The 25,066-nt window shown below is 68.5% G+C and carries 6 protein-coding genes; 3 read left to right on the forward strand and 3 right to left on the reverse strand.

The features are described 5' to 3' along the window. Window positions 1–783 precede the first annotated feature (783 nt). Complete coding sequence (locus tag FZ938_RS13865) at window positions 784–2,067, forward strand: MFS transporter (RefSeq protein WP_149199082.1); 1,284 nt, start codon at window positions 784–786, stop codon at window positions 2,065–2,067. A 278-nt stretch (window positions 2,068–2,345) separates the two neighbouring features. Here FZ938_RS13865 and FZ938_RS13870 read toward each other — a convergent pair whose 3' ends face one another. Next, a complete protein-coding gene (locus tag FZ938_RS13870) occupies window positions 2,346–2,531 on the reverse strand; it encodes a hypothetical protein (RefSeq protein ID WP_149199083.1) in 186 nt (61 codons plus the stop codon). Window positions 2,532–2,778: 247 nt separating this feature from the next. Continuing rightward, entirely contained in the window at window positions 2,779–3,477 is a 699-nt protein-coding gene (locus tag FZ938_RS13875) for an HAD family hydrolase (RefSeq protein ID WP_149199084.1), read from the reverse strand. Window positions 3,478–3,731: 254 nt separating this feature from the next. On the opposite strand from FZ938_RS13875, the gene FZ938_RS13880 reads away from it, so the two are divergent. Continuing rightward, window positions 3,732–4,208: a MarR family winged helix-turn-helix transcriptional regulator gene (locus FZ938_RS13880; RefSeq protein WP_149199085.1), complete on the forward strand. Its 477-nt coding sequence runs from the start codon at window positions 3,732–3,734 to the stop codon at window positions 4,206–4,208. A 48-nt stretch (window positions 4,209–4,256) separates the two neighbouring features. Here the strand turns inward: FZ938_RS13880 and FZ938_RS13885 are convergent, their stop codons facing one another. Beyond that, window positions 4,257–20,642 carry a tandem-95 repeat protein gene (locus FZ938_RS13885; protein WP_149199086.1) on the reverse strand — a complete coding sequence of 5,462 codons (16,386 nt, stop codon included), beginning with the start codon at window positions 20,640–20,642 and terminating at the stop codon, window positions 4,257–4,259. Window positions 20,643–20,981: 339 nt separating this feature from the next. Between FZ938_RS13885 and FZ938_RS13890 the strand changes: the two genes are divergently transcribed. After that, window positions 20,982–25,046 carry a peptidase domain-containing ABC transporter gene (locus tag FZ938_RS13890; protein ID WP_246457216.1) on the forward strand — a complete coding sequence of 1,355 codons (4,065 nt, stop codon included), beginning with the start codon at window positions 20,982–20,984 and terminating at the stop codon, window positions 25,044–25,046. The last annotated feature ends 20 nt before the right edge of the window (window positions 25,047–25,066 follow it).

Genomic DNA, 25,066 nt, shown 5'->3' on the forward strand with positions numbered 1-25,066 from the left:
GGGCTTTGGGTCATGCCGGAAATGTCCTCTCTGCTGGCGACGGTCGTCTCCATGGCCACGTCTTCGATGACGGGGCGGCTTTTTGAAAAGCCGGCGGAAAACGGCTGTCGACCAGGGGGAATGGTCCATCCGGAGCGGGCCGGACACATTGACACGCGTCAGTCGGATCGGGAATTTCCGGGCGACGCCGTTCTGCGCTGCACCAGCGTCTAATATATTACTTTTGCAAGGAAGGCCCCACTTTGTCGCAGCGCAGCATCGGGTGGAAGGCGAGCGTTGCCGCGGGATTGCGGGCGGACGATGGGGGTGAAACAACCGCATGATGCGGCGCAAGGCGGGTGCAGACCGTTGATCCAGGTCATTTATCCCGACCCGGCGCTGTGGCTTCTTGCATGCGGATGCGCCGGGGATGATCAACCCCGGCGGAAGAATCCGAACAGAAGAACAGGCATTTCAACCATCAATTACGTTGCATTGCAGCAAAGAAGCGCCGGTCGGCAGCCGGCGTGATTACGCTGCAGTTGCGAATAAATCAGCGCACCGCACCATCGTCCTGCGACATTTTCGCAGGGGCAGACGGCGGTCCCGGAAAACACTTGCGACGCACACTGATATATTAATATAACTCCACCAGCGATGCTCCCGCCCTCTTGAAACGGAGCGGAAGCGACCCCGTCGCCCGGCACCGAACACCCGCCGGCAAGGCATCCCCCGCCAAGGATCGCCGCCTTAGGGCCCGTACGTGCGCACCGGCGCCTGCCGTGGCAGGCATGTGAGGAAAACATGAACAAGATCCGTGGTTTGCGGTGGCAAATCCTTGCCCTGATGATGCTGGGCACCGTGGTCAACTACATCGACCGCAACACGCTGGGCATCCTGGCGCCGACGCTCAAGGAGCAGCTCCACTTCTCGACCGAGCAGTATTCCTTCATCGTCAGCGCCTTCCAGCTCTGCTACAGCCTGATGCAGCCGGTCGCCGGCTACATCACCGATCTGGTCGGGCTGAAGCTGGGCTACGCGATGTTCGCCTTCGTCTGGGGCGCCGCCGCCGCCGCGCATGCACTGGCCGGCAGCTGGCAGTCGATGGCCTTCTTCCGCGGCCTGCTGGGCGTCAGCGAAGCGGCGGCGATGCCGTCGGGCGTGAAGACCTCCACCCTGTGGTTCCCGGCCAAGGAACGCTCCATCGCCACGGGCTGGTTCAACACCGGCAGCTCGATCGGCGCGATGGTCGCCCCGCCCTTCGTCATCTGGCTGTCGCTGACCTATGGCTGGCAGGAAGCCTTCATCGTCACCGGTCTGCTGGGCGTCGGCATGTCGGCCCTGTGGTACACGCTGTACCGCAACCCGGAGAACCATCCGCGCCTGACCAAGGAAGAGCACGACTATATCCTGGAAGGCCAGGCGCATGTCGAACTGCCGAAGCCGTCGGTGAAGCGCGTGCTGGGCAAGGGCAAGTTCTGGAGCATCGCCGCCGCCCGTTTCCTGACCGAGCCGGCCTGGCAGACCTTCAGCTTCTGGATCCCGCTGTACATGGTCTCGACCCGCGGCATGGACATCAAGCAGTTCGCCCTGTTCGCCTGGCTGCCCTTCCTGGCCGGTGACATCGGCTGCATCCTCAGCGGTTACATGTCGCCCTTCTTCGTCAAGCGCTTCAAGATGTCGCTGGTCAACTCCCGCATCGCCGGTGTCGGCGTGGGTGCGGTGTGCATGGTCGGCCCGGCCCTGATCAGCTTCACCGTCAGCCCGATCGCCGCCATCTTCCTGTTCTCGCTCGGCGCCTTCGCCCACCAGATGCTGTCCAGCCTGCTCTATGCCCTGGTGACCGACACCTTCGAGAAGCAGGACGTCGCCACGGCGACCGGTTTCGGCGGCATGGCCGGCTATATGGGCGGCATGATCTTCTCGCTGATCATCGGCCAGCTGGCCACCACCATCGGGTACGAGCCGCTGTTCGCCTGCCTGACGGTGTTCGATCTGGCCGCCTTCGTCATCATCGCCCTGGTGCTGGGTCAGCGCGGCGGCAAGTCCGCCGCCGCCATGCCGAACGCCACGGCCGGCGCCGACTGACGGTCCATCCGGTCCCGACTTTTACCTTACACCGCGATTGGAACGCCCTCCGGCACAGCGCCGGGGGGCGTTTCGCATCGGGCCGGACCGACGAGACCGATGGACAAAAAAGCTGACCGCGATGTGGCGAAGTCGCTTGCTACGCGGATGAGATATTAGTATATTAGCGCCGTACCGCTGGATGCGCCGTGGGTTGACCCGGCACAACTTGTTGGACGTTCCTCTCGGACTTCAGAGCCGCCGGTGTCACCGACGGCTCTTTTTTTGTCCGGAGTCGTTCAGTTGAACAGGAAGGACTGGCTGTCGATCTCGAACGCGGGGGCGGCGCGGTCCGGCTGGGCGGAGACGGCGGCAGCGGCGGCGACCGACAGCAGCGAGGCGAGCGCGAAGGCGGACGCGATCAGAGCGCGGGCGATCGTGTGGCGCGCGGCGGGCTTGTGAAATGACGGCAGATGGGAGGACATGCGACGGCTCCTTGGCTGGGATTGCGATGATCGGGCGTCGGGGAGCGGCGTCGGCGTCATCGGCAAACCCATGCTGCCATCGTCGCGCCGCGGTGAAACGCGCCGATCCCGCATGTCCTACATGACGATGTTGCACTGCATCATAGCGCTGTGACTGTGCATGATGCAGACTGCAGAAGGTGATCGCAGCGCTCCGATCAATTTTGCAAGCGGGATACGGGACGGTTACTTGGTATATTTCGATCTTTTACTGTGCCAGTCCGCGGCGCCCGCCGACCTCGTCCAGATGAGTCAGCATGTCGGCCGGATCCTCATAGACGCGCAACGCGCCTGAGCGCTCCAACTCCTCCCGGCCATAGCCGCCGGACAGCAGGCCGATGCCGAGCGCGCGCGCCCGCTTGGCGGCGATCATGTCCCAGATGCTGTCGCCGACCACGAAGGCACTGGCGATGTCGACACCGATGCGCGCAGCGGCGGCCAGGAACAGGTCGGGGTCGGGCTTGGCATATTCGACCTCGTCGCGGGTGACCACCGCGGCGCGCTCGGGATCGACGCCCAGCTTTTCCAGCGCCGGCCGCGCCGTCTCCATCCGGCCGCTGGTGGCGATGGCCCAGGGGATATTCAGTTCCGTCAGCGTGTCCAGCAGATCGCGGGCGCCGGGCAGCGGGACGACGCCGGCCGCCAGCCGCTTGTAGGCCTGCGTATGACGGTGGCGCAGCCGGTCGAGCAGGTCCTGGTCGATGGCGAGGCCGGTCTCGCGCAGCAGCATGTTGGTGAACAGCCCACCGCTCATGCCGATCTTGCGGTGGATGCGCCAGACCGACAGGGCAATACCCTCCTCGTCCAACGCTTCCTTCCAGGCCAGCACATGCTGGTACACCGTGTCGGTCAGCGTGCCGTCCAGGTCGAACAGGAAGGCGTTGGTCAGGTGGGGGAAGCCGGTCATGTCCGTTGTCCGCAGGTTGTGGAGGCGGGTCGAATTCGACAGGACCAGAAGTGGGACCGGCCCACGCGTTTCGCCAAGGATTTGCACAGGACGGTGATGGATTTTCCTCGACGATAATCCACGCGAACTTTCACCATGGTTTCACCACGCGGACGCGAAGACTGGCGCTTCCGCTGGCGCGTTGACTTCGCTACAGTCCGCGCCCAAGCTTGCCGCCGGTATGTTCGGCGCAATGCCTGTAGGGAGAGAAGCGCGTGTCGGAAAGGCCGGGGCATGGCGACGCTTGGTCGACAGATGAGGATCTGGTCACATTGCTGGATCAGGTCAGCCGGCTTGTCTATGGCATCAGCTTCACCGAAGGGCTTTTCCCGGCGCAATGGGTGGCGCTGCGCTATTTCCATGACGCGCCGGAGCCGGCGCGCACCCTGACCGCGCTGGCCCGGTTCCAGCGAATCCATCTGGCGCCGGTGTCGCGAACGGTCTCCACCCTGGTGGACAAGGGGTTTCTGGCCCGCCGTCCACATCCCGGATTCAAGCGCGGCTGGCTGTTCGACCTGACGGACGAGGGGCGGGCCCTGCTGCACCGCGATCCCCTGCGCCAGTCGCTGACCCCGCCGCTGGCCGCCATGGCGGAGGATGAACGGGCGATGCTGGGCCGCCTGATGAGGCGGATCATCACCCACATGCAGGCAGGCGCCGCGACCGCGGAGGACGGGGCGCCGGTCGGCTGACCAGCCCCGCCCCACCCCGCCGTCCCGTTTCCCGCTGCTTCCATCCGGTCAGAACGTCAGCCGTTCGATGTTCTGCAACACCAGCTGGTGATGGTTCTGGTCCTCCAGCGTGACGGTCGTCTCCTGGGTGAAGGTCAGGCCGTGGCCCGACGGATCCACGGTATAGGCGTGCCCGTCCAGCTGTTGGAGCCAGTTGGCGCCGGCGTTGGCGACGAAGGCGCCGACCTCGACCACGTCGGTCCAGCCCACCCCGCCGTCGATGGTCAGGTTGCCGCCGCGCGGGGCGAAGATGAACAGATCGTCGCCGGCCCCGCCGGACATGCCGGTCGTGCCGCTTCCGGCATGCAGGATGTCGGCACCGGTGCTGCCGGTCATCGTCGCATCGGCCGAGACCAGCACCTGCACCGCCAGCGGATCGCTGGACAGCCCCTGATCGTCGCTGACCGTCACCTCCAGCGTCCGGGCACCGCCGCCATTGGGGCTGAGCGCCAGATGCTGGAGGATGTCGGTGTAGGTCGAGGTGGAGGCGCTGCCCGACAATGACAGCTGGTGGGTGCTGTCGTCCCAGCTGACCTCGATCCCGGTGCCCGACACAGTCTTGCGGCCGGTCGACGGGTCGGTGTCGATGGTCAGGCTGTCGAGGTTCAGCGCGTCGCCGGTCTGCGATCCGGCGGCGATGCGGATCGACATGCCGGACATGACGCTGCTGTCCACATCCGTGATCGTCGTGTCGGAGACCACCGCCGGATGATCGGTCGCGTCCGTGGCGATGACGGTCGTGGCGTGGGCGGCGGCCAGGGTCGGCTTGTCGTTCACCGGATCGACCGTCACGCTGAGCGTCTGCGTCACCACCGCGGTGTCGGTTCCGTCCCGGGCGGTCACGGCGACCGACAGATCGACCGTGCCATGCGCGTTGGCCGGCGGAGTGTAGGTCAGGCCGGCCAGATCCGACGCGGAGAGGGTCCAACTGCCGTCGCCATTGTGGGTGCCGTGGTTCAGGCTGGCGCCGTCGGGCATCCCGCTGATCCGCACCGTCACCGTCTCCGACCCGTCGCTGTCGGTGGAAGCGGCGGTGATCGTCAGCGCGATCGCCGTGTCCTCGTTTCCATGCACGGCGGGGGTGGTCAGCGTCGGCGTGTCGGCGACCGGGGCCACCGTCACCGCCAGCGAGCGGGTGGCGGTCGCCGGCGCGGCGGTGCCGTCCGTCGAGGTCGCGGTGACCGACAGGGTGAAGCTGCTGCCGCTGTCGTGGGCCGGCGTGATCGCCAGCCCGGCCAGTTGGGCCGGCGTCAGCGTGATCGAGCCGTTGACGATGGTCAGCGTGTCGCCCGCCGTGTTCGACAGGGTGACGCCGGCCGGGATGTCGGCGATGGTGACGCTCAGCGTCTCCGACGCGTCGGTCAGGGCCGGAATGATCGACAGGGCGACCGTGCCGTCCTCCGCCACCGATGCCGGATCGACCTGCAGGGTCGGCGCGTCGGACACGGCGTGGACGGTGACCGGCAACTGCGCCGTGACGGAGGCCGGGGCGGCGCCGCCGTCGGTGGAGGTCGCGGTGACGGTCAGGGTGAAGTCGCCGTCGTCGTTCAGCGGCGGCGTGATCTTCAGGCCGGCAAGCTGGGCCTGGGTCAGGGTCCAGGTCCCGTCGGCGTTGTGCGTCCCGGCGCTGAGCGTCGCGCCGGCCGGAACGCCGGCGATGGTGATGCTCAGCAGCTCCGAACTGTCGGTCAGGGCCGAGGTGATGGTCAGCGGGATCGCCGCGTCCTCGTCGCCCGTCGCCGCGGCCACGGTCAGGGTCGGGGCATCGGACACCGGGTTGACCGTCACCGGCAGGGTGGAGGTCACCGAGACCGGGCTGGCGCTGCCGTCCCTGGCGGTGGCGGTGACGGTCAGGGCGAAATCACGGTCGTCGTTCGACGGCGGCGTGATCGCCAGACCGGCGAGCTGGCCGGGCGTGAGGGTGATTGACCCGCCCGTGACGGTCAGCACGTCGCCCGCCGTGTTGGACAGATGGGCGCCGGCCGGGATGCCGGCGATGGTGACCGTCAGCGTTTCCGACCCGTCCAGGTCGGTCAGCGCCGGGGTGATCGTCAGCGCGATGGCGGTGTCCTCGTCACCGGTGGCGGCGGTGACGGACAGGGTCGGGGTGTCGGTCACCGGAGACACCGTGACGGGCAGCGTCGCGCTGGTGCTGACCGGCGCAGCGGTGCCGTCGGTGGCGGTCGCCGTGACGGTCAGGGTGAAGTCTTCGCCCTTGTTGGGCGGCGGCGTGATCGCCAGACCGGTCCATTGCCCGGCCGTCAGCGTGATGGACCCGCCCGTGACGGTCAGCACGTCACCCGCCGCGTTGGACAGGTGGGCACCGTCCGGAATGCCGGCGATGGTGACGGTCAGCGTCTCCGACCCGTCGAGATCGGTCAGGGCCGGGGTGATCGCCAGGGCGATGGCCGAGTCCTCGTTACCGCCGGCGGCGGTGACGGACAGGGTCGGGGTATCCGACACGGCGTTAAGGGTGATCGGCACGGTGACGACCCTGGTCGCCGTGCTGCCGTTGGATTCGATGCTGACGGCGGTGACGGTCAGATTGATCGGCGCATCGCTGTTGGCCGGCGGCGTCAGGCTCAGGCCGTTGAGTTGGGCCGGCGTCAGGGTCCAGCTGCCGTCGGCGTTGTGGGTGCCGGCCGACAGCAGCGCACCTGTCGGCACGCCGGTGATGGTCAGCAGCCCCAGCCGCTCCGACCCGTCGGTGTCGGCCAGCGCCACGGCGAGGTTCAGCGGCACCGCCGTATCCTCCGTACCGGTGATCGGCGACCAGATGAGGATGGGCTGGTCGGCGACCGGATCGACGCTGACGCGGAACAGCTGGCTGGTGGTCGCGGTGGCGCCGCCGACAGTCTCCGTCGTCGTCGCGGTCAGCGTCAGGTTGAAGTCGGTGCCGGCATTGGCCGGCGGTTGAAGCTTGAGGCCCGACAACTGGGCGGCGGTCAGACTGACCGAACCGGCGGTGGGCGTCAGAATGTTGCCGTTGGCATCCACCAGCGCCGAGCCGGCCGGCAGGCCGGACAGGACGATGGCCATCGTCTCCGACCCGTCGGTGTCGACCAGTGCCGCCGTCAGGTTCAGCGCGATCAGCGAATCCTCGTTGCCGGACGCGTTGGCGACGATGACGGTGGGGGCGTCGGTGACCGCCGTCACCTCCACATGGATGCTGGCGGTCGTGCTCGCCGTGTCCTTGTTGGAGCTTTCCAGGCTGGTCGCGGTCAGCGTCAGGTCCATGCCGCCGGAATAGTTGCGCGGCGGCGTGATTGTCAGGCCCGACAGCTCCGACGTCTTCAGGGTCCAGGACCCGTCGCCGTTGTTGGAGCCGTGGTTCAGCACCGCGCCCTCGGGCAGGCCCGACAGGATGACCGCCATCGTCTCCGACCCGTCGGTGTCGACGAGGCTGGCCGACAGGTCCAGGGCGATGGGCGTGTCCTCCGCGCCGGTCGCGTTATGGACGATGACGGCGGGCGCGTCGGCGGCGGCCGTGTAGGTGACGGACAGCGTCTTGGTCGACCAGGCGGGCGTCGCGGTGCCGTCCTGGGCGGCCGCCTCCACCGTCAGGGTCACCGTGCCGGCATAGTTGGCCGGCGGCGTCAGCGTCAGCGCCGCGCGATCCGACGCGGACAGGCCGGTGAGATCATAGACTCCGTTGCCGAGCGAGGCGCCGCCCGACAGGGTGAAGCCGGCCGGAACCGTCACCCGCAGCGCGGTGATCACCTCGCCTGTGCCGACCAGATCGGTGACGGCGGCGGAGATGGACAGGCTGGCAGCATGATCCTCCTGCGCCGTGACGGAGCTGGCGCTGATGGAGGGGGCGTCGCTGACCGGCGCCACCTCGACCGCCAGGGTCTTGGTCGTGGTCGCCCGGTCGGCGTTGCCGCTTTCGCGCGCGACCGCGGTCACCGTCAGTTGGAAGGTCCCGCTGGCGTCGTGCGGCGGGGTGAATTTCAACCCGGACAGCTGGTCGGGGGTCAGCACCCACTTCCCGGTGGCGGAGTCCAGATAGCCGGCCGACAGCGAGGCACCGGTCGGCACCCCTTCGATGACGATGCTGGCCAGAACCTCCGACCCGTCGGTGTCGGCCAGCGCGGCGGTGATGTCCAGCGCGATGGCCGTGTCCTCGTTGCCGGAGGCGGCCTGCACGGTCAGCAGCGGATTGTCGGCGACGGCGGTGACCGTCACCGCCTGTGTCAGGCTGGTGTGGGTGTTGCCGGTGCCGGAAACCACCTCGATGCCGAGGGTGAAATCGGCGTCGCTGTTGGAGGGCGGCGTCAGCGACAGCCCGGCCAACTGGGCCGGCGTCAGGGTAATCGAGCCGTTGGCGATGGTCAGCGTGTCGCCGGCGGTGTTGGTCAGGACGGCCCCGGTCGGAATGCCGGACAGAGTGACGGAACTGACGCCGCTCCAGTCATGCAGGCCGGTGTCGAGATGCAGGGCGACGGTGCTGTCCTCCGCCGTCGTGACGCCGGACGGGCGGTCGCTGCCGACGCCGGTCGCCGGATCAGGGGTCGTGCCGCCGGTGCCGCCGCCGGTGGATCCTCCACCGGTCGAGCCGCCGCCCGTCGATCCACCACCGGTCGATCCACCGCCAGTGCCTCCCCCACCGGTGGACCCGCCAACCGTCGAGGCGGTGGTGGTCCAGCTCAGCACGAAGCTGTCGGACACGCTGGTGTTGCGGTCGCCCTCGCTCTCGATGCTGTAGGGATTGACCGTCAGGGTGACGCTGGCCGTGTCGACGGTGCCCGACACGCTGTGTGTGATGCCGGCGGCATTGGCGTCCTTGACGGTCAGCTTCAGGCCGCCCTCGCCCAGCGCCTTGGCATACTCCTCGGCGGTCAGCGTCCAGGTACCGTTGCCGTTGTCGAGGCCGCGCGACAGCACCGTGCCCTTCGGCACGCCGGAGATGGTGACCGCCAGCGTTTCCGAGCCGTCTGTGTCCTGCAGGAAGGCGTTCAGGTTCAGCACCATGCCGTCCGGCACGCCGGCCACCGACTGGTCGTCGACATGGTAGGCCTCGACCGCGCCGTTCGCCCCGTGCGACACCGGCGCGTCGGCCACCGCGCTGACGGTGACGGTCGGGGTGTAGGTCCTGGTCAGGCTGTCGGTGCCGTCCACCGCCGTCACCTTGACGGTGATGGTGAAGTCGTCGGCGTTGTTGGCCGGCACGTTCAGCCGCAGATTTCCAAGCTTGGCCGGATCGACGGTCCAGCTGCCGTCATGGTTGTCGGTCAGCGCGCCGGCATCCGTGCTGGTCAGGGTGACCCCGGCCGGCAGGCCGGAGATGACGATGGAGGAGATATGCTCCGACCCGTCGCTGTCGCCGGTCAGGGCGGAGATGGTCAGCGGGATGCCGCCGACGGCGTCCTCCTGCGCATGGGCGCCGATGGAGACGACCGGCTCGTCCGTCTTGGGGTCGACGGTGACGGTCAGGTCGCGGGTGTCCTTCAGCATCCCGCCGGAGGTCGCGCCGTTCACCGAGATGATCGGCGCGCCGTTGCTGTCGGTGGTGATGACGTCCACCTTCAGCGTGATCGTCCCGGCGAAGTCCTGCTTGGTCGTCAGGGTCAGTTCGTTGCGATACTCCACATCGACCGACCAGCGGCCGTTGCCGAGATAGACCAGCCCGCTCTCATGCCCCGTCGCCAGCGACAGCCAGGAGCCGGACGGCAGGTTGCTGACGACCAGCGACAGGCGCTCCGACCCGTCATTGTCGACCATCACCAGATCGCCGAGCCGCAGGTTGATCGCCGTGTCCTCGTTGCCGCGGGCGGTGAGCGTGCCGTTGGGCGTCACCACGTCGGCCACGCCCTGCACGTCGACATGGACGGTCATCGCCGCCGCATCGGCGATGGAGCCGTTGGAGCTTTCCGTCGCCCGCGCGGTGAAGGTCAGATCGAAGCCGGTGTTGGAGTTGGCCGGCGGGGTGATGGTCAGGCCGGTCAGGTCGGCCTGGGTCAGCACCCACTTGCCGAGGCCCGCGTCGTAATGACCATGGTTCAGCGTTGCCCCGGCCGGCACGCCGCCGACCAGGATGCTGAGGCTTTCCGAACCGTCGCGGTCGGTCAGGGCGGCGACCACCGATAGCGGAATGGCTGTGTCCTCGCGCCCCACCGCGTCGGAGGCCGACAGCACCGGCGTATCGGCGACCGCGTTGACGGTCACCGCCAGCGACTGCTGCGCCGAGGTGGCGGTGGTCGTTCCCTCCACCGAGGTGGCGGTGATCTTCAGCGTCACCGTGCCGGAATAGTTCAGCGGCGGCGTGAAGCTCAGGCCGCTCAGCTGGCCCGGCGTCAGGGTCCAGCTGCCGTCGGCGTTGTGGGTGCCGGCGGACAGGGTCGCCCCCTCGGGCACGCCGGTGATGGTGATGTGGTCCAGCGTCTCCCCGGTCACGTCGGACAGGTGGGCGTCGATGGTCAGCGGGATGGCGCTGTCCTCGTTGCCGGTGGCCGCGGTGGGGATGACGATGGGGGCGTCGGCGACGCCGGTGACGGTCACCGACAGGGTTGCCGGCGCCGACACGGCGGTGGAACCGTTCTCCTGCTCCACCGAGGTCGCGGTGACGCTGAGGGTGATGGTGCCGGAGAAGTCGTGCGGCGGAGTCAGGCGCAGGTTCGGCAGATCGGCCGCATCCACCTTCCAGGTCTTGCTGCCGTCGCTCTGGGTGCTGACAACGCTGCCGAAATTCAGGCTGGCCCCGTCCGGGACGCCGGAGATGGTGACGTAGCCGATGCTCTCCGACCCGTCGGTGTCGGTCAGGGCCGGGGTGATCTTCAGGGCGACGGCGGTGTCCTCATCCGTCGCGGCGGCGGCGGCGGTCACGGTGGGCGCATCGGCCACCGCATCGACGGTGATGGTGCCGGTCGCCGTCTGCGTGCCGCGCGCCGTGCCGGCGCTGGTGCTGTCGATCGTCCCGACCTTCAGCGTATAGGCGAGGTCGGCGTCGGAGTTGTGGGCGGTGACGACCGTCAGCCCCTGGACCGTCCAGGTCCCCGCCGTCCCGCCGGCCGCCAGCGCCGTGGTCGGGATCGTCCAGCTGTAGTTGCCGGAGGCATCGGGACCGCTGCGGGTCAATTCCACGCCGTTCACGTACAACTTGGCGCCGGCCACGTCCTGCTGCGAGGCGGCCATGGTCAGGGTGACGCTCTCCACCTTTTCCGGGCTGGCGGCGTCGATATCGCTCAGCGTGATGGTCGGGGCGAGCGCGATGCCGCCGGACGCGTCCTCGTTGCCGCGCGCGGCCAGCGTGAAGAGCGTGATGGCATCGGCCTGAGGCGTGACTTTGATCGTCTGCGTGGCGGTGGAGGTGCCGCCATAGCCGTCGGTCACCGTGAAGGAGAAGGTTTCCGTGCCGCTGAAATCGGCGTCCGGCGTGTAGGTGAAGGTGCCGTCGGCGTTCACCACCAGCGTGCCGTGGGCCAGACGCACCGGCTGCCCGGCGTCGCCAGGTCCCTTGAAGGTCTGCGTGTCGTCGGTGCGGCCATTGACCGTGTCCTGGTCCGTCGCGCCCAGCCGTCCGGTGACGACGGTGTCCTCCGTGGTTCCGGTGGTGGCCGCCGTTGCGGTCGGCGCATAGTTCAGCGCCGTGCGCACATCGACCGGTCGACCGTCGACGTAAAGCTCCAGCTTCTCGAAATCCGCCACCTTGATGCCGAGCGCGTTCAGGGTGGTGGCGTTGGCGACGTTGGTGTCCTGGCTCGAGGCGTTGGGAAGAGCGCCGGCGGTCTCGATCTGGTTGCGCAGGGTGCGCAGGTCGGCCAGGATCGACGCATCGGACAGCTGCGCCCCGGTCAGCATCACCCGGAAGGTGTCGATGCCGGTGTCGCCGTCCTGCTGTTCCGGCTTGGACGACGTGCCGCCGTCGGTGCCGACGGTGAAGATCGACAGATCGTCGCCCGCGCCGCCGCGGACGGTGTCGGTGCCGGCGCCGCCGGTGATGGTGTCGGTGCCGCCACCGCCAAGCAGGATGTTGGCGCCGCTGTCGCCGGTGATGACGTCGTCGAAGGCCGAGCCGGTGACGTTCTCCAGATTGCGCAGGGTGTCGGTGCCCTCGCCGGTGCCGATGCCGGTCGCCAGATTGGCGTTCACCGCGGTGGCCGAGGCGGCGTAGGTCACCGTGTCGTTGTCCGCTCCGCCATCCAGGACGTCGTCGCCGAGACCGCCGCTCAGGGTGTCGTTGCCGGCCCCGCCATAGATGGTGTCGTTGCCGTCCCCACCTTCGAGGCTGTCGGCGCCTTTGGGCGTGTTGGTGAACTTGATGGTCAGCGTCTGGGCGACGCTGTTGGCGGTGCTGCCGTTCTCCCGCTCTTCCGAGGTCGTGACCACGGTGAGGGTGATGGGGGTGGCGCTGTCCCCCTCCTTGGCGGTCAGGGTCAGGCCGGACAGCTGGGCCTGGGTCAGCGTCCAGGTCCCGTCGGCATTGTGCGTGCCGGCGCTGAGCGTCGCATCGGCCGGAACGCCGGAGATCGTCACCCTGGAGATCGACTCCGACCCGTCGACGTCCGTCACGGCGGGGGTGATGGTCAGGCCGGTGGTGAAGGTGCCGGTGCCGTCGCCATAGATCAGGTCGTCGCCGGCGCCGCCCCGGATGGTGTCCTTGCCTGCACCGCCCGACAGCGTGTCGTTGCCGGCGGTGCCGGTCAACACGTCGTTCTGGCCGGTCGCAAGGTCGTAGGTGATGGGCGTCACGCCGAGCGTCGGCGTGTCGGCCACCGCCACCACAGTGACGGTCAGCGTCGTCTGCACGGAGACAGGGGACAGCCCGCGGTCGGTGGCCGTGGCGGTAATGGTCAGCGTGAAGTCGACGTCGCTGTCGTGCGGCGGCGTGATGGTCAGGCCGGTCAACTGGGCCGGGGCCAGAGTCCAGGTGCCATCGGCATTGTGCGTGCCGGCGCTGAGCGTCGCCCCGGTCGGAACGCCGGCGATGACTATGCTCAGCGTTTCCGAACCGTCCAGATCGGTCAGGGCGGACCGGATGTCCAGTGCAATGGCGGTGTCTTCGTTGCCGCTCGCGGCGGTGACGCTCAGCGTCGGGATGTCGGTCACCGGATCGACGGTGACGTGCAGGGTCTTGCTCCTGGTCGCTTCGGCAGCGACGCCATCCTTGGCGACGGCGGTGACGGTCAGGTCGAAATCGACGTCGCTGTTCGACGGCGGCGTGATGGTCAGGCCGGCAAGCTGATCCTTGGTCAGCGTGATCGAGCCGCCGGTGACCGTCAGCGTGCCGTTCAGAGTGTTGGAGATCGTGGCGCCGGTGGGGATGCCGGCGATCCGGATGCTCAGTGTTTCAGAGCCGTCCAGATCGGTCAGCGCCGGGCTGATCGACAATGCGATGGCGGTGTCTTCGTTACCCTGCGCGGCGGTGACGCTCAGCGTCGGCGTGTCGCTCACCGGATCGACGGTGACGTGCAGGGTCTCGCTCTTGGTCGCTTCGACGGCGACGCCGTCCTTGGCGACGGCGGTCACCGTCAGGTCGAAATCGACGTCGCTGTTCGACGGCGGCGTGATCGTCAGGCCGGTCAGCTGGGCCGGGGTGAGGGTCCAGGTGCCATCGGCGTTGTGGGTGCCGGCGCTGAGCGTCGCGCCGGTAGGAACGCCGGCGATGACGATGCTCAGCGCTTCCGAACCGTCGGTATCGGTCAGCGCCGGGTTGATGGTCAGCGCGATGGCAGTGTCCTCATTGCCACGCGCACTGGTGACGCTCAGCGTCGGGGTGTCGGTCACCGGATCGACGGTGACGTGCAGGGTCTCGGTCTTGGTCGCTGCGACGGCGACACCGTCCTTGGCGATGGCGGTGACGGTCAGGTCGAAATCCACGTCGCTGTTCGACGGCGGCGTGATCGTCAGACCAGCCAACTGGGCCGGGGTGAGGGTCCAGGTGCCATCGGCGTTGTGGGTGCCGGCGCTGAGAATCGCCCTGGTCGGAACGCCGGCGATGACGATGCTCAAGGCTTCCGAACCGTCGGTATCGGTCAGGGCCGGGTTGATGGTCAGCGCGATGGCGGTGTCTTCATTGCCACGGGCGCTGGTGACGCTCAGCGTCGGGGTGTCCGACACCGGGTTGACGGTCACCGGCAGCGTCTGGGTCACCGATACCGCATCGGCGCTACCATCCTTGGCCGTGGCCGTGACGGTCAGGGTGAAGTCCACGTCGCTGTTCGACGGCGGCTTGACGGTCAGCCCGGCGAGCTGATCCTTGGTCAGCGTGATCGAGCCGCCGGTGACGGTCAGCACGTCACCCGCCGTATTGCCGAGCGTGGCACCGGCGGGAATGCCGCTGATGGTGATGCTCAGCGTTTCCGACCCGTCCAGGTCGGTCAGCGCCGGATTGATCGCCAGCGCGATGGCGGTGTCTTCGTCGCCGCGGGCGCTGGTGACGGAGAGCGTCGGAGTATCGGTCACCGGATCGACGGTGACGTGCAGGGTCTCGCTCTTGGTCGCTGCGACGGCGACACCGTCCTTGGCGATGGCGGTGACGGTCAGGTCGAAATCCACGTCGCTGTTCGACGGCGGCGTGATCGTCAGGCCGGCGAGCTGATCCTTGGTCAGCGTGATCGAGCCGCCGGTGACCGTCAGCGTGCCGTTCAGCGTGTTGGCGAGCGTGGCACCGGCGGGGATGCCGGTGATCCGGATGCTCAAGGCTTCGGACCCGTCGGTGTCGGTCAGGGCCGGGTTGATGCCCAGCGCGATGGCGGTGTCTTCATTGCCACGCGCGCTGGTGACGGAGAGCGTCGGGGTGTCGGTCACCGGATCGACGGTGACGTGCAGGGTCTCGCTCTTGGTCGCTGCGACGGCGACACCGTCCTTGGCGACGGCGGTGACCGTCAGGTCGAAATCGACGTCGCTGTTCGTCGGCGGCGTGATCGTCAGACCGGTCAGCTGGGCTGGAGTCAGAGTCCAAGTGCCGTCGGCATTGTGGGTGCCGGCGCTGAGAATCGCACCGGTCGGAACGCCGGCGATGACGATGCTCAAGGCTTCCGACCCGTCGGTGTCGGTCAGCGCCGGGCTGATCGACAGTGCGATGGCGCTGTCTTCATTGCCACGGGCGCTGGTGACGTTCAGCGTCGGCGTGTCGCTCACCGGATCGACGGTGACGCGCAGGGTCTCGCTCTTGGTCGCTTCGACGGCGACGCCGTCCTTGGCGACGGCGGTGACGGTCAGGTCGAAATCGACGTCGCTGTTCGAAGGCGGCGTGATCGTCAGACCGGACAGTTGGGCTGGCGTCAGAGTCCAGGTGCCATCGGCGTTGTGGGTGCCGGCGCTGAGAATCGCCCCGGCCGGAACGCCGGCGATGATGATGCTCAGGGCTTCCGAGCCGTCGGTGTCGGTCAGCGCCGGGCTGATCGTCAGTGCGATGGCGGTGTCTTCGTTGCCGCGGGCGCTGGTGACGGAGAGCGTCGGAGTATCGGTCACCGGATCGACGGTGACGTGCAGGGTCTCGCTCTTGGTCGCTGCGACGGCAACGCCGTCCTTGGCGATGGCGGTGACGGTCAGGTCGAAATCAACGTCGCTATTCGACGGCGGCGTGATCGTCAGACCAGCCAACTGGGCCGGGGTCAGCGTCCAGGTGTCATCGGCGTTGTGCGTACCGGCGCTGAGAATCGCCCCGGTCGGAACACCGGCGATGACGATGCTCAGTCCTTCCGAGCCGTCGGTATCGGTCAGTGACGGGCTGATCGTCAGTGCGATGGCGGTGTCTTCGTTGCCGCGGGCGCTGGTGACGGAGAGCGTCGGAGTATCGGTCACCGGATCGACGGTGACGCGCAAGGTCTCGGTCTTGGTCGCTTCGGTGGCAACGCCGTCCTTGGCGATGGCGGTGACGGTCAGGTCGAAATCGACGTCGCTGTTCGACGGCGGCGTGATCGTCAGACCAGCCAACTGGGCCGGGGTGAGGGTCCAGGTGCCATCGGCGTTGTGGGTGCCGGCGCTGAGCGTCGCACCGGTCGGAACGCCGGCGATGACGATGCTCAAGGCTTCCGAGCCGTCGCTGTCGGTCAGCGCCGGGTTGATCGTCAGCGCGATGGCGGTGTCTTCGTTTCCACGCGCGGCAGTGACGCTCAGCGTCGGGGTGTCCGACACCGGGTTGACGGTCACCGGCAGCGTCTGGGTCACCGATACCGCATCGGCAGTGCCGTCCTTGGCCGTGGCCGTGACGGTCAGGGTGAAGTCCACGTCGCTGTTCGACGGCGGCGTGACGGTCAGGCCGGCGAGCTGATCCTTGGTCAGCGTGATCGAGCCGCCGGTAACCGTCAGCGTGCCGTTCAGCGTGTTGGCGAACATGGCACCGGCGGGGATGCCGCTGATGGTGATGCTCAGCGCCTCGGAGCGGTCCAGGTCGGTCAGGGCCGGGTTGATCGCCAGCGCAATGGCAGTGTCTTCGTTACCCTGCGCGGCGGTAACGCTCAGCGTCGGGGTGTCGCTCACCGGATCGACGGTGACGTGCAGAATCTCGCTCTTGGTTGCCTCGGTGGCGACGCTGTCCTTGGCGATGGCAGTGACGGTCAGGGTGAAATCCACGTCGCTGTTCGACGGCGGCGTGATGGTCAGGCCGGTCAACTGGGCCGGGGTGAGGGTCCAGGTGCCATCGGCGTTGTGGGTGCCGGCGCTGAGCGTCGCCCCGGTCGGAACGCCGGCGATGACGATGCTCAGCGCTTCCGAGCCGTCCAGGTCGGTCAGCGCCGGGTTGATCGCCAGCGCGATGGCAGTGTCTTCGTTGCCGCGGGCGGCGGTGACGCTCAGCGTTGGGGTGTCGCTCACCGGATCGACGGTGACGCGCAAGGTCTCGATCTTGGTCGCTTCGGTGGCGACGCCATCCTTGGCGATGGCGGTGACGGTCAGGTCGAAATCGACGTCGCTGTTCGACGGCGGCGTGATGGTCAGACCGGTCAACTGGGCCGGAGTCAGAGTCCAGGTGCCGTCGGCATTGTGGGTGCCGGCGCTCAGTGTCGCCCCGGTCGGAACGCCGGCGATGGTGATGCTCAACGCTTCCGAGCCGTCGGTGTCGGTCAGGGCCGGGCTGATCGTCAGTGCGATGGCGGTGTCTTCGTTGCCGCGGGCGCTGGTGACGGAGAGCGTCGGGGTGTCGGTCACCGGATCGACGGTGACGTGCAAAGTCTCGGTCTTGGTGGCTTCGACGGCGACGCCGTCCTTGGCGATGGCAGTCACCGTCAGGTCGAAATCGATGTCGCTGTTCGACGGCGGCGTGATGGTCAGGCCGGTCAACTGGGCCGGGGTGAGGGTCCAAGTGCCATCGGCGTTGTGGGTGCCGGCGCTGAGAATCGCCCCGGTCGGAACGCCGGCGATGACGATGCTCAGCGCTTCCGAGCCGTCGGTGTCGGTCAGCGCCGGGTTGATCGTCAGCGCGATGGCGGTGTCTTCGTTGCCACGCGCGGCAGTGACGGAAAGCGTCGGGGTATCGGTCACCGGATCGACGGTGACATGCAGGGTCTCGCTCTTGGTCGCTTCGGTGGCGACGCCGTCCTTGGCGATGGCGGTGACGGTCAGGTCGAAATCGACGTCGCTGTTCGACGGCGGCGTGATCGTCAGACCAGCCAACTGGGCCGGGGTGAGGGTCCAGGTGCCATCGGCGTTGTGGGTGCCGGCGCTGAGCGTCGCCCCGGTCGGAACGCCGGCGATGACGATGCTCAAGGCTTCCGAGCCGTCGCTGTCGGTCAGCGCCGGGTTGATCGTCAGCGCGATGGCGGTGTCTTCGTTTCCACGCGCGGCAGTGACGCTCAGCGTCGGGGTGTCCGACACCGGATTGACGGTCACCGGCAGCGTCTGGGTCACCGATACCGTATCGGCGCTACCATCCTTGGCCGTGGCCGTGACGGTCAGGGTGAAGTCCACGTCGCTGTTCGACGGCGGCGTGACGGTCAGGCCGGCGAGTTGATCCTTGGTCAGCGTGATCGAGCCGCCGGTGACGGTCAGCACGTTGCCCGCCGTGTTGCCGAGGGTCGCACCGGCGGGAATGCCGCTGATGGTGATGCTCAGCGCCTCGGATCCGTCCAGATCGGTCAGCGCCGGGCTGATCGCCAAGGCGATGGCGGAATCTTCGTTGCCGCTCGCGGCAGTGACGGTCAGGGTCGGGGTGTCGGTCACCGGATCGACGGTGACGTGCAGGGTCTCGCTCTTGGTTGCCTCGACGGCGACACCGTCCTTGGCGATGGCGGTGACGGTCAGGTCGAAATCCACGTCGCTGTTCGACGGCGGCGTGATCGTCAGGCCCGCGAGCTGGGCCGGAGTCAGAGTCCAGGTGCCGTCGGCATTGTGGGTGCCGGCGCTCAGCGTCGCCCCGGCCGGAACGCCGGCGATGGAGATCGTCAGCGCCTCCGACCCGTCGGTGTCGGTCAGGGCCGGGCTGATCGTCAGCGGGATGGCGGTGTCTTCGTTGCCCTGGGCGGCGGTGACGGCCAGGGTCGGGGTATCGGACACCGGGTTGACGGTGACCTGCAAGGGCGCACTGGTGCTTGCCGTACCGGCATCGCCGTCCTTGGCGGTGGCCGTGACGGTCAGGGTGAAATCCTCGTCGCTGTTCTGCGGCGGGGTGATCTTCAGACCGGCCAACTGGGCCGGCGTCAGGGTGATCGAGCCGCCGGAGATGGTCAGCGCCTCGCCGGCTGTGTTGGTCAGCACCGCCCCGTCCGGAATCCCGGAGATGGTGATGCTCAGGGTTTCCGATCCATCCGTGTCCGTCAGGGCCGGATTGATCGTCAGGGCAATTGCCGTGTCCTCGTCGCCTGCCGCCGTCTGGACGGTGAGCGTCGGCGTGTCCGACACCGGCGCGACGGCCACCGCAAGGGTCTGCGTCACCGATACCGGGTCGGCCGTGCCGTCCTTTGCCGTGGCGGTGACGGTCAGGGTGAAGTCAACGTCGCTGTTCTGCGGCGGCGTGATGGTCAGGCCGGCGAGCTGGGCCGGGGTCAGCGTCCAGGTACCGTCGGTATTGTGGGTGCCGGCGCTGAGCGTCGCGCCGCCCGGAACACCACTGATGGTGATGGTCAGCGTTTCCGACCCGTCGAGGTCGGTCAGGGCCGGGCTGATCGTCAGCGGAATGGCGGTGTCTTCGATGCCGGACGCGGCGCTGACCGTCAGCGTCGGCGTGTCGGTCACCGGGGTCACCGTGACCACCAGCGGCATGCTGGTACTGGCCGGAGCGGCGGTGCCGTCCCGGCTGGTCGCGGTGACGGTCAGGGTGAAGTCCGCGTCGCTGTTCAGCGGCGGCGTGATCGCCAGACCGGCCAGCTGGGCCGGCGTCAGGGTGATCGAGCCGCCGGAGATGATCAGCGCCTCGCCGGCCGCGTTGGTCAGCACCGCCCCGTCCGGGATGCCGCCGATGGTGACGCTCAGTGTCTCCGATCCGTCGGTGTCGGACAGGGCCGGGCTGATCGTCAGCGGGATCGCCGTATCCTCCGCCCCCGTCACCGCCGCGACGCTGAGCGTCGGCGTGTCGGAGACCGGATTGACGATGACCGGTAGCGTGGCGGTGACGCTGTTGGGGGTGGCGCTGCCGTCGGTGCTGGTGGCGGTCACGGTCAGGGAGAAGCTGTCGCCACTGTTGGCCGGCGGGGTCAGCGTCAGGCCGGGGATCTGCGAGGAGGTCAGCACGATGCTGCCGTTCACCACCGTCAGCACCGTGCCGGACCCGTCGCGCAGCACCGCCCCGTCCGGAATGCCGGACAGGGTGACGGTCAGCACCTCCGTCCCGCCGGTGTCGGTCAGGGCGGCGGCGATGTTCAGGGCGATGGCCGTGTCCTCGTCGCCCGACACGCCGTTCACCGTGAGGCTGGGCGTGTCCGACACCGGCGCCGACGTGGTGGTGGCAGCGGCGGTAAGGTCGGGCGCAGTGGTCGCAGCGTCCAGGAAGGTGACGGGGTCGGCGTTGGGTACGGTTCCGTCGTCGATCACCTGATCGGGCGTCTCGGGCACGGGGATTTCCGGCAGCGCGACGGCGAGTTCGGTATAGGTGGTCGTCGTGCGCGCGTTTGACAGCAGTTCGGCCCGCTCCACCGCGCTGCCGTTGCCCTCGCGGCTCTCCCCCTCCGACAGGCCCGATCCTTCGGGGCCGGCCGGGCCGGAGCCGCGGGTGCCTTCGGTGCGCAGGACATCGCCGTTCAGAAGCAGCGCGTTCACCGCCCGGTCGGAGGCGACCGCCACGGATTCGCCGACGACGGTGCCGGTCTGCACCGCGCCGCCGACCATCAGATCCTCGGCGCCGCGGTAGTCGGTCTGGACATAGCCCAGCGTGTCGTCGGGCCGCTGCAGTTGGACCGCGCTCGCCTCGTGGATGACGCCGCCCAGCCGGGTGCCGTCGACCTGCTGCAGGAGGGTCAGATCGTCCAGGATCTGACGATCGTCGACCGCCGGGACATTGCCTTGAACCGCTTCCTCAGCCATCGGACCGCTCCATAAGAGGGATGCGAAGTCGCACCACGCCACTCGTCACGACCCTAGGTTCTAGCGCTCTGACTTGCTTGTGATAAGAAACATCCTGTGATGAGTTTCAACATGTTGGATGCTGAAACGACGATCGAAACCATTTCGCCGCCTGTGCTCGACGACACGAAACCGCCTTGAAACGCTTGGTTTTCCACCACTTCCGCGCAAGCTCGGAAGCGCCCGGCGGAACACATTTTGTCACTCGGTTGCCTTTTGTTGCTATTCGCGGATTTACCTATCACTAGCAATTGTGGTGTTGATTAGCGCCCGGTTAACTCCGTGAACAGGTTGGTCGTCTTGCAGTCCGCAGCCCCGTCCACCATCCGCACCGCACCGCGCACCGCCGCGGCAAATGCGTCCCCCGGCAGCGACCGGGCGGCCGAAAAGGCGGCCCGACGCCTGCTGTCCGGCATGCTGGGGCCGCGCCGCGACCGGGCGATGCTGGTTCTGGCGTCCTTCGCGCTGAACATCTTCGCGCTGGCGCTGCCGGTCACGCTGCTGCACGTCTACGACCGCATCCTGCCGAACGAGTCGTACGGAACCATGCTTCTGCTCGGCCTCGGCTGCGGGGCGGCGGCGGTGATGGAGGCGATCCTGCGCGTCGCGCGCTCGGCGCTGACCACCTGGATGGGCGCCAGGATCGAGCATCGGTCGAGCGCGTCGCTGATCGACAGGCTGATGCACATGCCGCTCAACGCCTTTTCCCAGCAGGGGATCGGCACCCATTTCGAGGTCTACCGCGCCATCAAGATGGTGCGGGAATTCTATTCGGGCCAGGCGCTGCAGTCGGCCATCGACATTCCCTTCGCCGTTCTCTACCTGGGGCTGATCGCCCTGCTGGCGGGCTGGCTGGCGGTGATCCCGGTGGCGGTGCTGGCGCTGTTCCTGATCGTCGGCGCCGTGCTTGGCCGGCGGATGCGCCGGGCGCTGGAAAGCCGCCACACGCTGGAGGAGCGGCGCCTGAATTTCATCAGCGAGGTGCTGGCCGGCGTCCATACCGTGAAGGGGCTGGGGGCCGAGGCCGGCCTGCTGCGCCGCCACGAACGCCTGCAGCAGGGCTGCAGCGAGGAGGATTTCACCGTCGCGCGGCTCAGCGGCACGGCCTCGGTCGTCGCCGCCACGCTGGCGCAGGCGACGATGATGCTGGTGGTGATCCTGGGCAGCGTTTCGGTGATCGACGGGGCGATGACCACCGGCGTGCTCACCGCCTGCTCGATGCTGGCCGGACGCTGCGTGCAGCCGGTGCAGGCCTTGTTCGACCGCTGGGTCCGCTACCAGTCGGTGTCGCTGGCCCTGCGCCGCATCGGCCATGTCCTGCTGGAGGTCGGAGTTGACGGCGCCGCGGCGCAGCCGGGCAAGACCGAAGCGGGCGGCAAGTCCGAGGGCGCGGTCACCACGCCGCTGGCCCCCGGCTCCATCGAGATGGACAAGGTCCGCTTCGCCTACGATCGCGGGCCGGAGATCCTGAGCGGCCTGTCGCTGAGCGTCGGGCCGGGCGAGTTCCTGGGCGTGGTGGCGACCAACAGTTCGGGCAAGACCACGCTGCTGCGCCTGATCCTGGGCGTGCTGCGGCCGAGTTCGGGCGAGGTGCGGGTCGGCGTGCGCGCCTTGACCGAGGCCGATGCCATGATCGGCATCGGCGGCGTCGTCTATGTCGGCGAGCATCCGGAGCTGTTCAAAGGCACCATCCTGCAGAACCTGACCCTGTTCGACCCCGGCCGGGCCGATCTGGCGATGGAGGTCTGCCGCCGGCTGGGCCTCGACCGCCGCATCGCCAGCCTGCCGCAGGGCTATGAGACCATCGTCGGCGACGCCTCGCAGGAGGCGCTGCCGCGCGGCGCCCGCCAGTTGATCTGCCTTGCCCGCGCGCTGGTGCGCGAGCCGGCGGTGCTGCTGCTGGACGAGCCGAACTCCTCCCTCGACGTCGAGTCCGACAAGGCGTTCCGCCGCGCGCTGGACGAGTTGCGCGGCAGCGTCACCATCCTGCTGGTCACCAGCCGTCCGTCGCTGCTGTCGCTGGCCGACCGGGTGGTGCAGATCGTCGACGGCCATGCCGTCACCCGCAACCCGGATGCCGGGAGCGTCGGCGGGCAGCCGGCCCTGGTCACCGCCGCCCCCTCCCCGGCTGCCGAGGCGGAGGCCAGGACCGCCGCGGAGCCGATCCGCGCCGCCCACGACGACGGCGACATCCTGCGCCGCCGGCTGGCCGAAGCGTCGGCGGTCGGCGCCTGCATGGTCCCGCTGCTGGACGCGCTGGGATGGCGCGGCGCGCCGCAGACGCTGGCGGAGGCACTGCCCCACTTCTCCGAGGTGCAGACGGTTGAGGAGCTGTGTGACGTGCTCCAGCGCCTGCATTTCGACGGGCGCAGCCTGCGCTTCGATCTCGGCCGGCCGGAGCCGTCGGTGCTGCCCTGCCTGTTCCAGGCCCGCGACGGCGGCATCTACACCCTGCTGTCCGCCGACGCCGACGGCGTCACCGCCTTCAGCGGCCGGTCACGCGAGACGGTGTTGCTGAATTTCGGCAAGGGCACCGCCTTTGTCTTCACCCCGCTGGAGGCGGCGGCCGGCGCCGGCAACCAGAACTGGGTCGGCACGGTCATCCATGCCTATCTGCCGCTGCTGTGGGCCGTGCTGGGGCTGAGCGCGGTCATCAACCTGCTGTCCGTCGCCGCGCCGCTCTTCACCATGGCGATCTACGACAAGGTCATCGGCACCGGATCCTTCGACACGCTGGCGACCATCGCCGTCGGCGCGTTCCTGGTGATCGCCGGCGATTTCGCCCTGCGCCAGATCCGCGGCCGGGCGCTGGCCCATGCCGGGTCGCGCATCGCCCGCAGCATCAGCAACGCCACCATCGAGCGCATCCTGATGCTGCCGGTGGGGTTGAGCGAGCGCGCCGCCATCGGCACGCAGATCGCCCGGGTGAAGGATCTGGAGTCGATCCGCGACTTCATCAGCCAGGGGCAGGTCGCGGCCTTGTTCGACGTGCCCTTCGCCCTGTTCTATCTGGGGGTGATGGCCATGCTGGGCGGGCCGCTGGCGCTGGTGCCGCTGGCCGCCGTGCTGGTGACCGCCGCCATCGGCGCCGCCGTCCATCCGCTGGTACGCGCCCGCACCGGCACCACCGCGCGGGCCGACACCGAGCGGCAGGAGTTCTTCGTGGAGATGGTCGCCAAGATGCCGGCCCTGCGCGCCATCGGCGGGCTGGCCCACTGGCGCGACCGCTATGACCGGCTGTCGGCCCGCACCGCGCGGTCGGGCCACACCGCCGCCAACCTGTCGGCGACCCATGCGGCGCTGGCCGGGCTGGTGGTGCCGATCGCCGGGCTCGCCACCGTCGGCGTCGGCGCCTTGCAGGTCTTCGCCGGCGCCATGACGCCGGGCGCGCTGATGGCGTCGATGATGCTGCTGTGGCGGGTGATGGTGCCGCTGCAGACCGCCGTCTCCATGCTGCCACGCATCGAGCAGCTGCGCGCCAACGCCCGCCAGATCAACGGCCTGATGAACATCCGGCCGGAACGCGAGCCGCGCTGTGCCACCCTGCAGCCGCGCAAGCTGAAGGGCGAGGTCTCCTTCTCCCGCGTTTCGCTGCGCTATCGCAACGACGCCGATCCGGCGCTGGTCGGCGTGACCTTTACCGTCAAGCCGGGGCAGATCGTCGCCATCGTCGGTTCGGACGGCGCCGGCAAGTCGTCGCTGCTGAAGGTGATGCTGGGGCTCTATGCGCCGCAGGCCGGCAATGTGCGGATCGACGGCGTCGACATCCGCCAGATGGACCCGGTCGACCTGCGCAAGTCCATCGGCTATGTGCCGCAGGCCAGCTCGCTGTTCTACGGCACCATCGCCCAGAACCTGCGCTTCGCCGACCAGACCGCCGACGAGGCCGAGCTGCGCTGGGCGCTGTCGCTGGCCGGCGCGCTGGACGAGGTGGAGGCGCTGCCGCGGGGGCTGGACACCCGCATCGGCGACAACCAGTCGCTGCGCCTGTCGCCCAGCCTGACGCAGAAGATCTGCCTGGCCCGCGCCTATATCCGCCGTCCGCGCATCCTGCTGCTGGACGAGCCGGCCAGCCGGCTGGATTTCGAGGGGGACAAGGCCCTGCACGCGGCGCTGGCCGCGCTGCGCGGCCACAGCACCATCTTCCTGGTCACCCACCGGCCGAGCCATCTGACGCTGGCCGACACGGTGCTGACCATGGATGCCGGCATGATCGCACCCGCCAACCCGGCCGGCGGCCTGCCCGGTCCCCGACCGGTTGGTCCGGGGGGTGGCAGCAGCGTCGCCAACGGCATCGCCGGGGCACTGCTGGGCGGGATCGGGCTGCAACGCCCGCCCGGCGTCGCCGCCACGCCGCAACGCTGACCCGTTTCGCTCCTTCCTCC

Origin of the sequence: Azospirillum oryzae, assembly GCF_008364795.1 — a bacterium.
In the GTDB taxonomy this organism is placed as follows: Bacteria; Pseudomonadota; Alphaproteobacteria; order Azospirillales; family Azospirillaceae; genus Azospirillum; species Azospirillum oryzae.

Coding starts and splice junctions, on each gene's coding strand:
- FZ938_RS13870 (WP_149199083.1), bottom strand. CDS start 2,531: ATGTCCTCCCATCTGCCGTCATTTCACAAGCCCGCCGCGCGCCACACG.
- FZ938_RS13865 (WP_149199082.1), top strand. CDS start 784: ATGAACAAGATCCGTGGTTTGCGGTGGCAAATCCTTGCCCTGATGATG.
- FZ938_RS13885 (WP_149199086.1), bottom strand. CDS start 20,642: ATGGCTGAGGAAGCGGTTCAAGGCAATGTCCCGGCGGTCGACGATCGT.
- FZ938_RS13875 (WP_149199084.1), bottom strand. CDS start 3,477: ATGACCGGCTTCCCCCACCTGACCAACGCCTTCCTGTTCGACCTGGAC.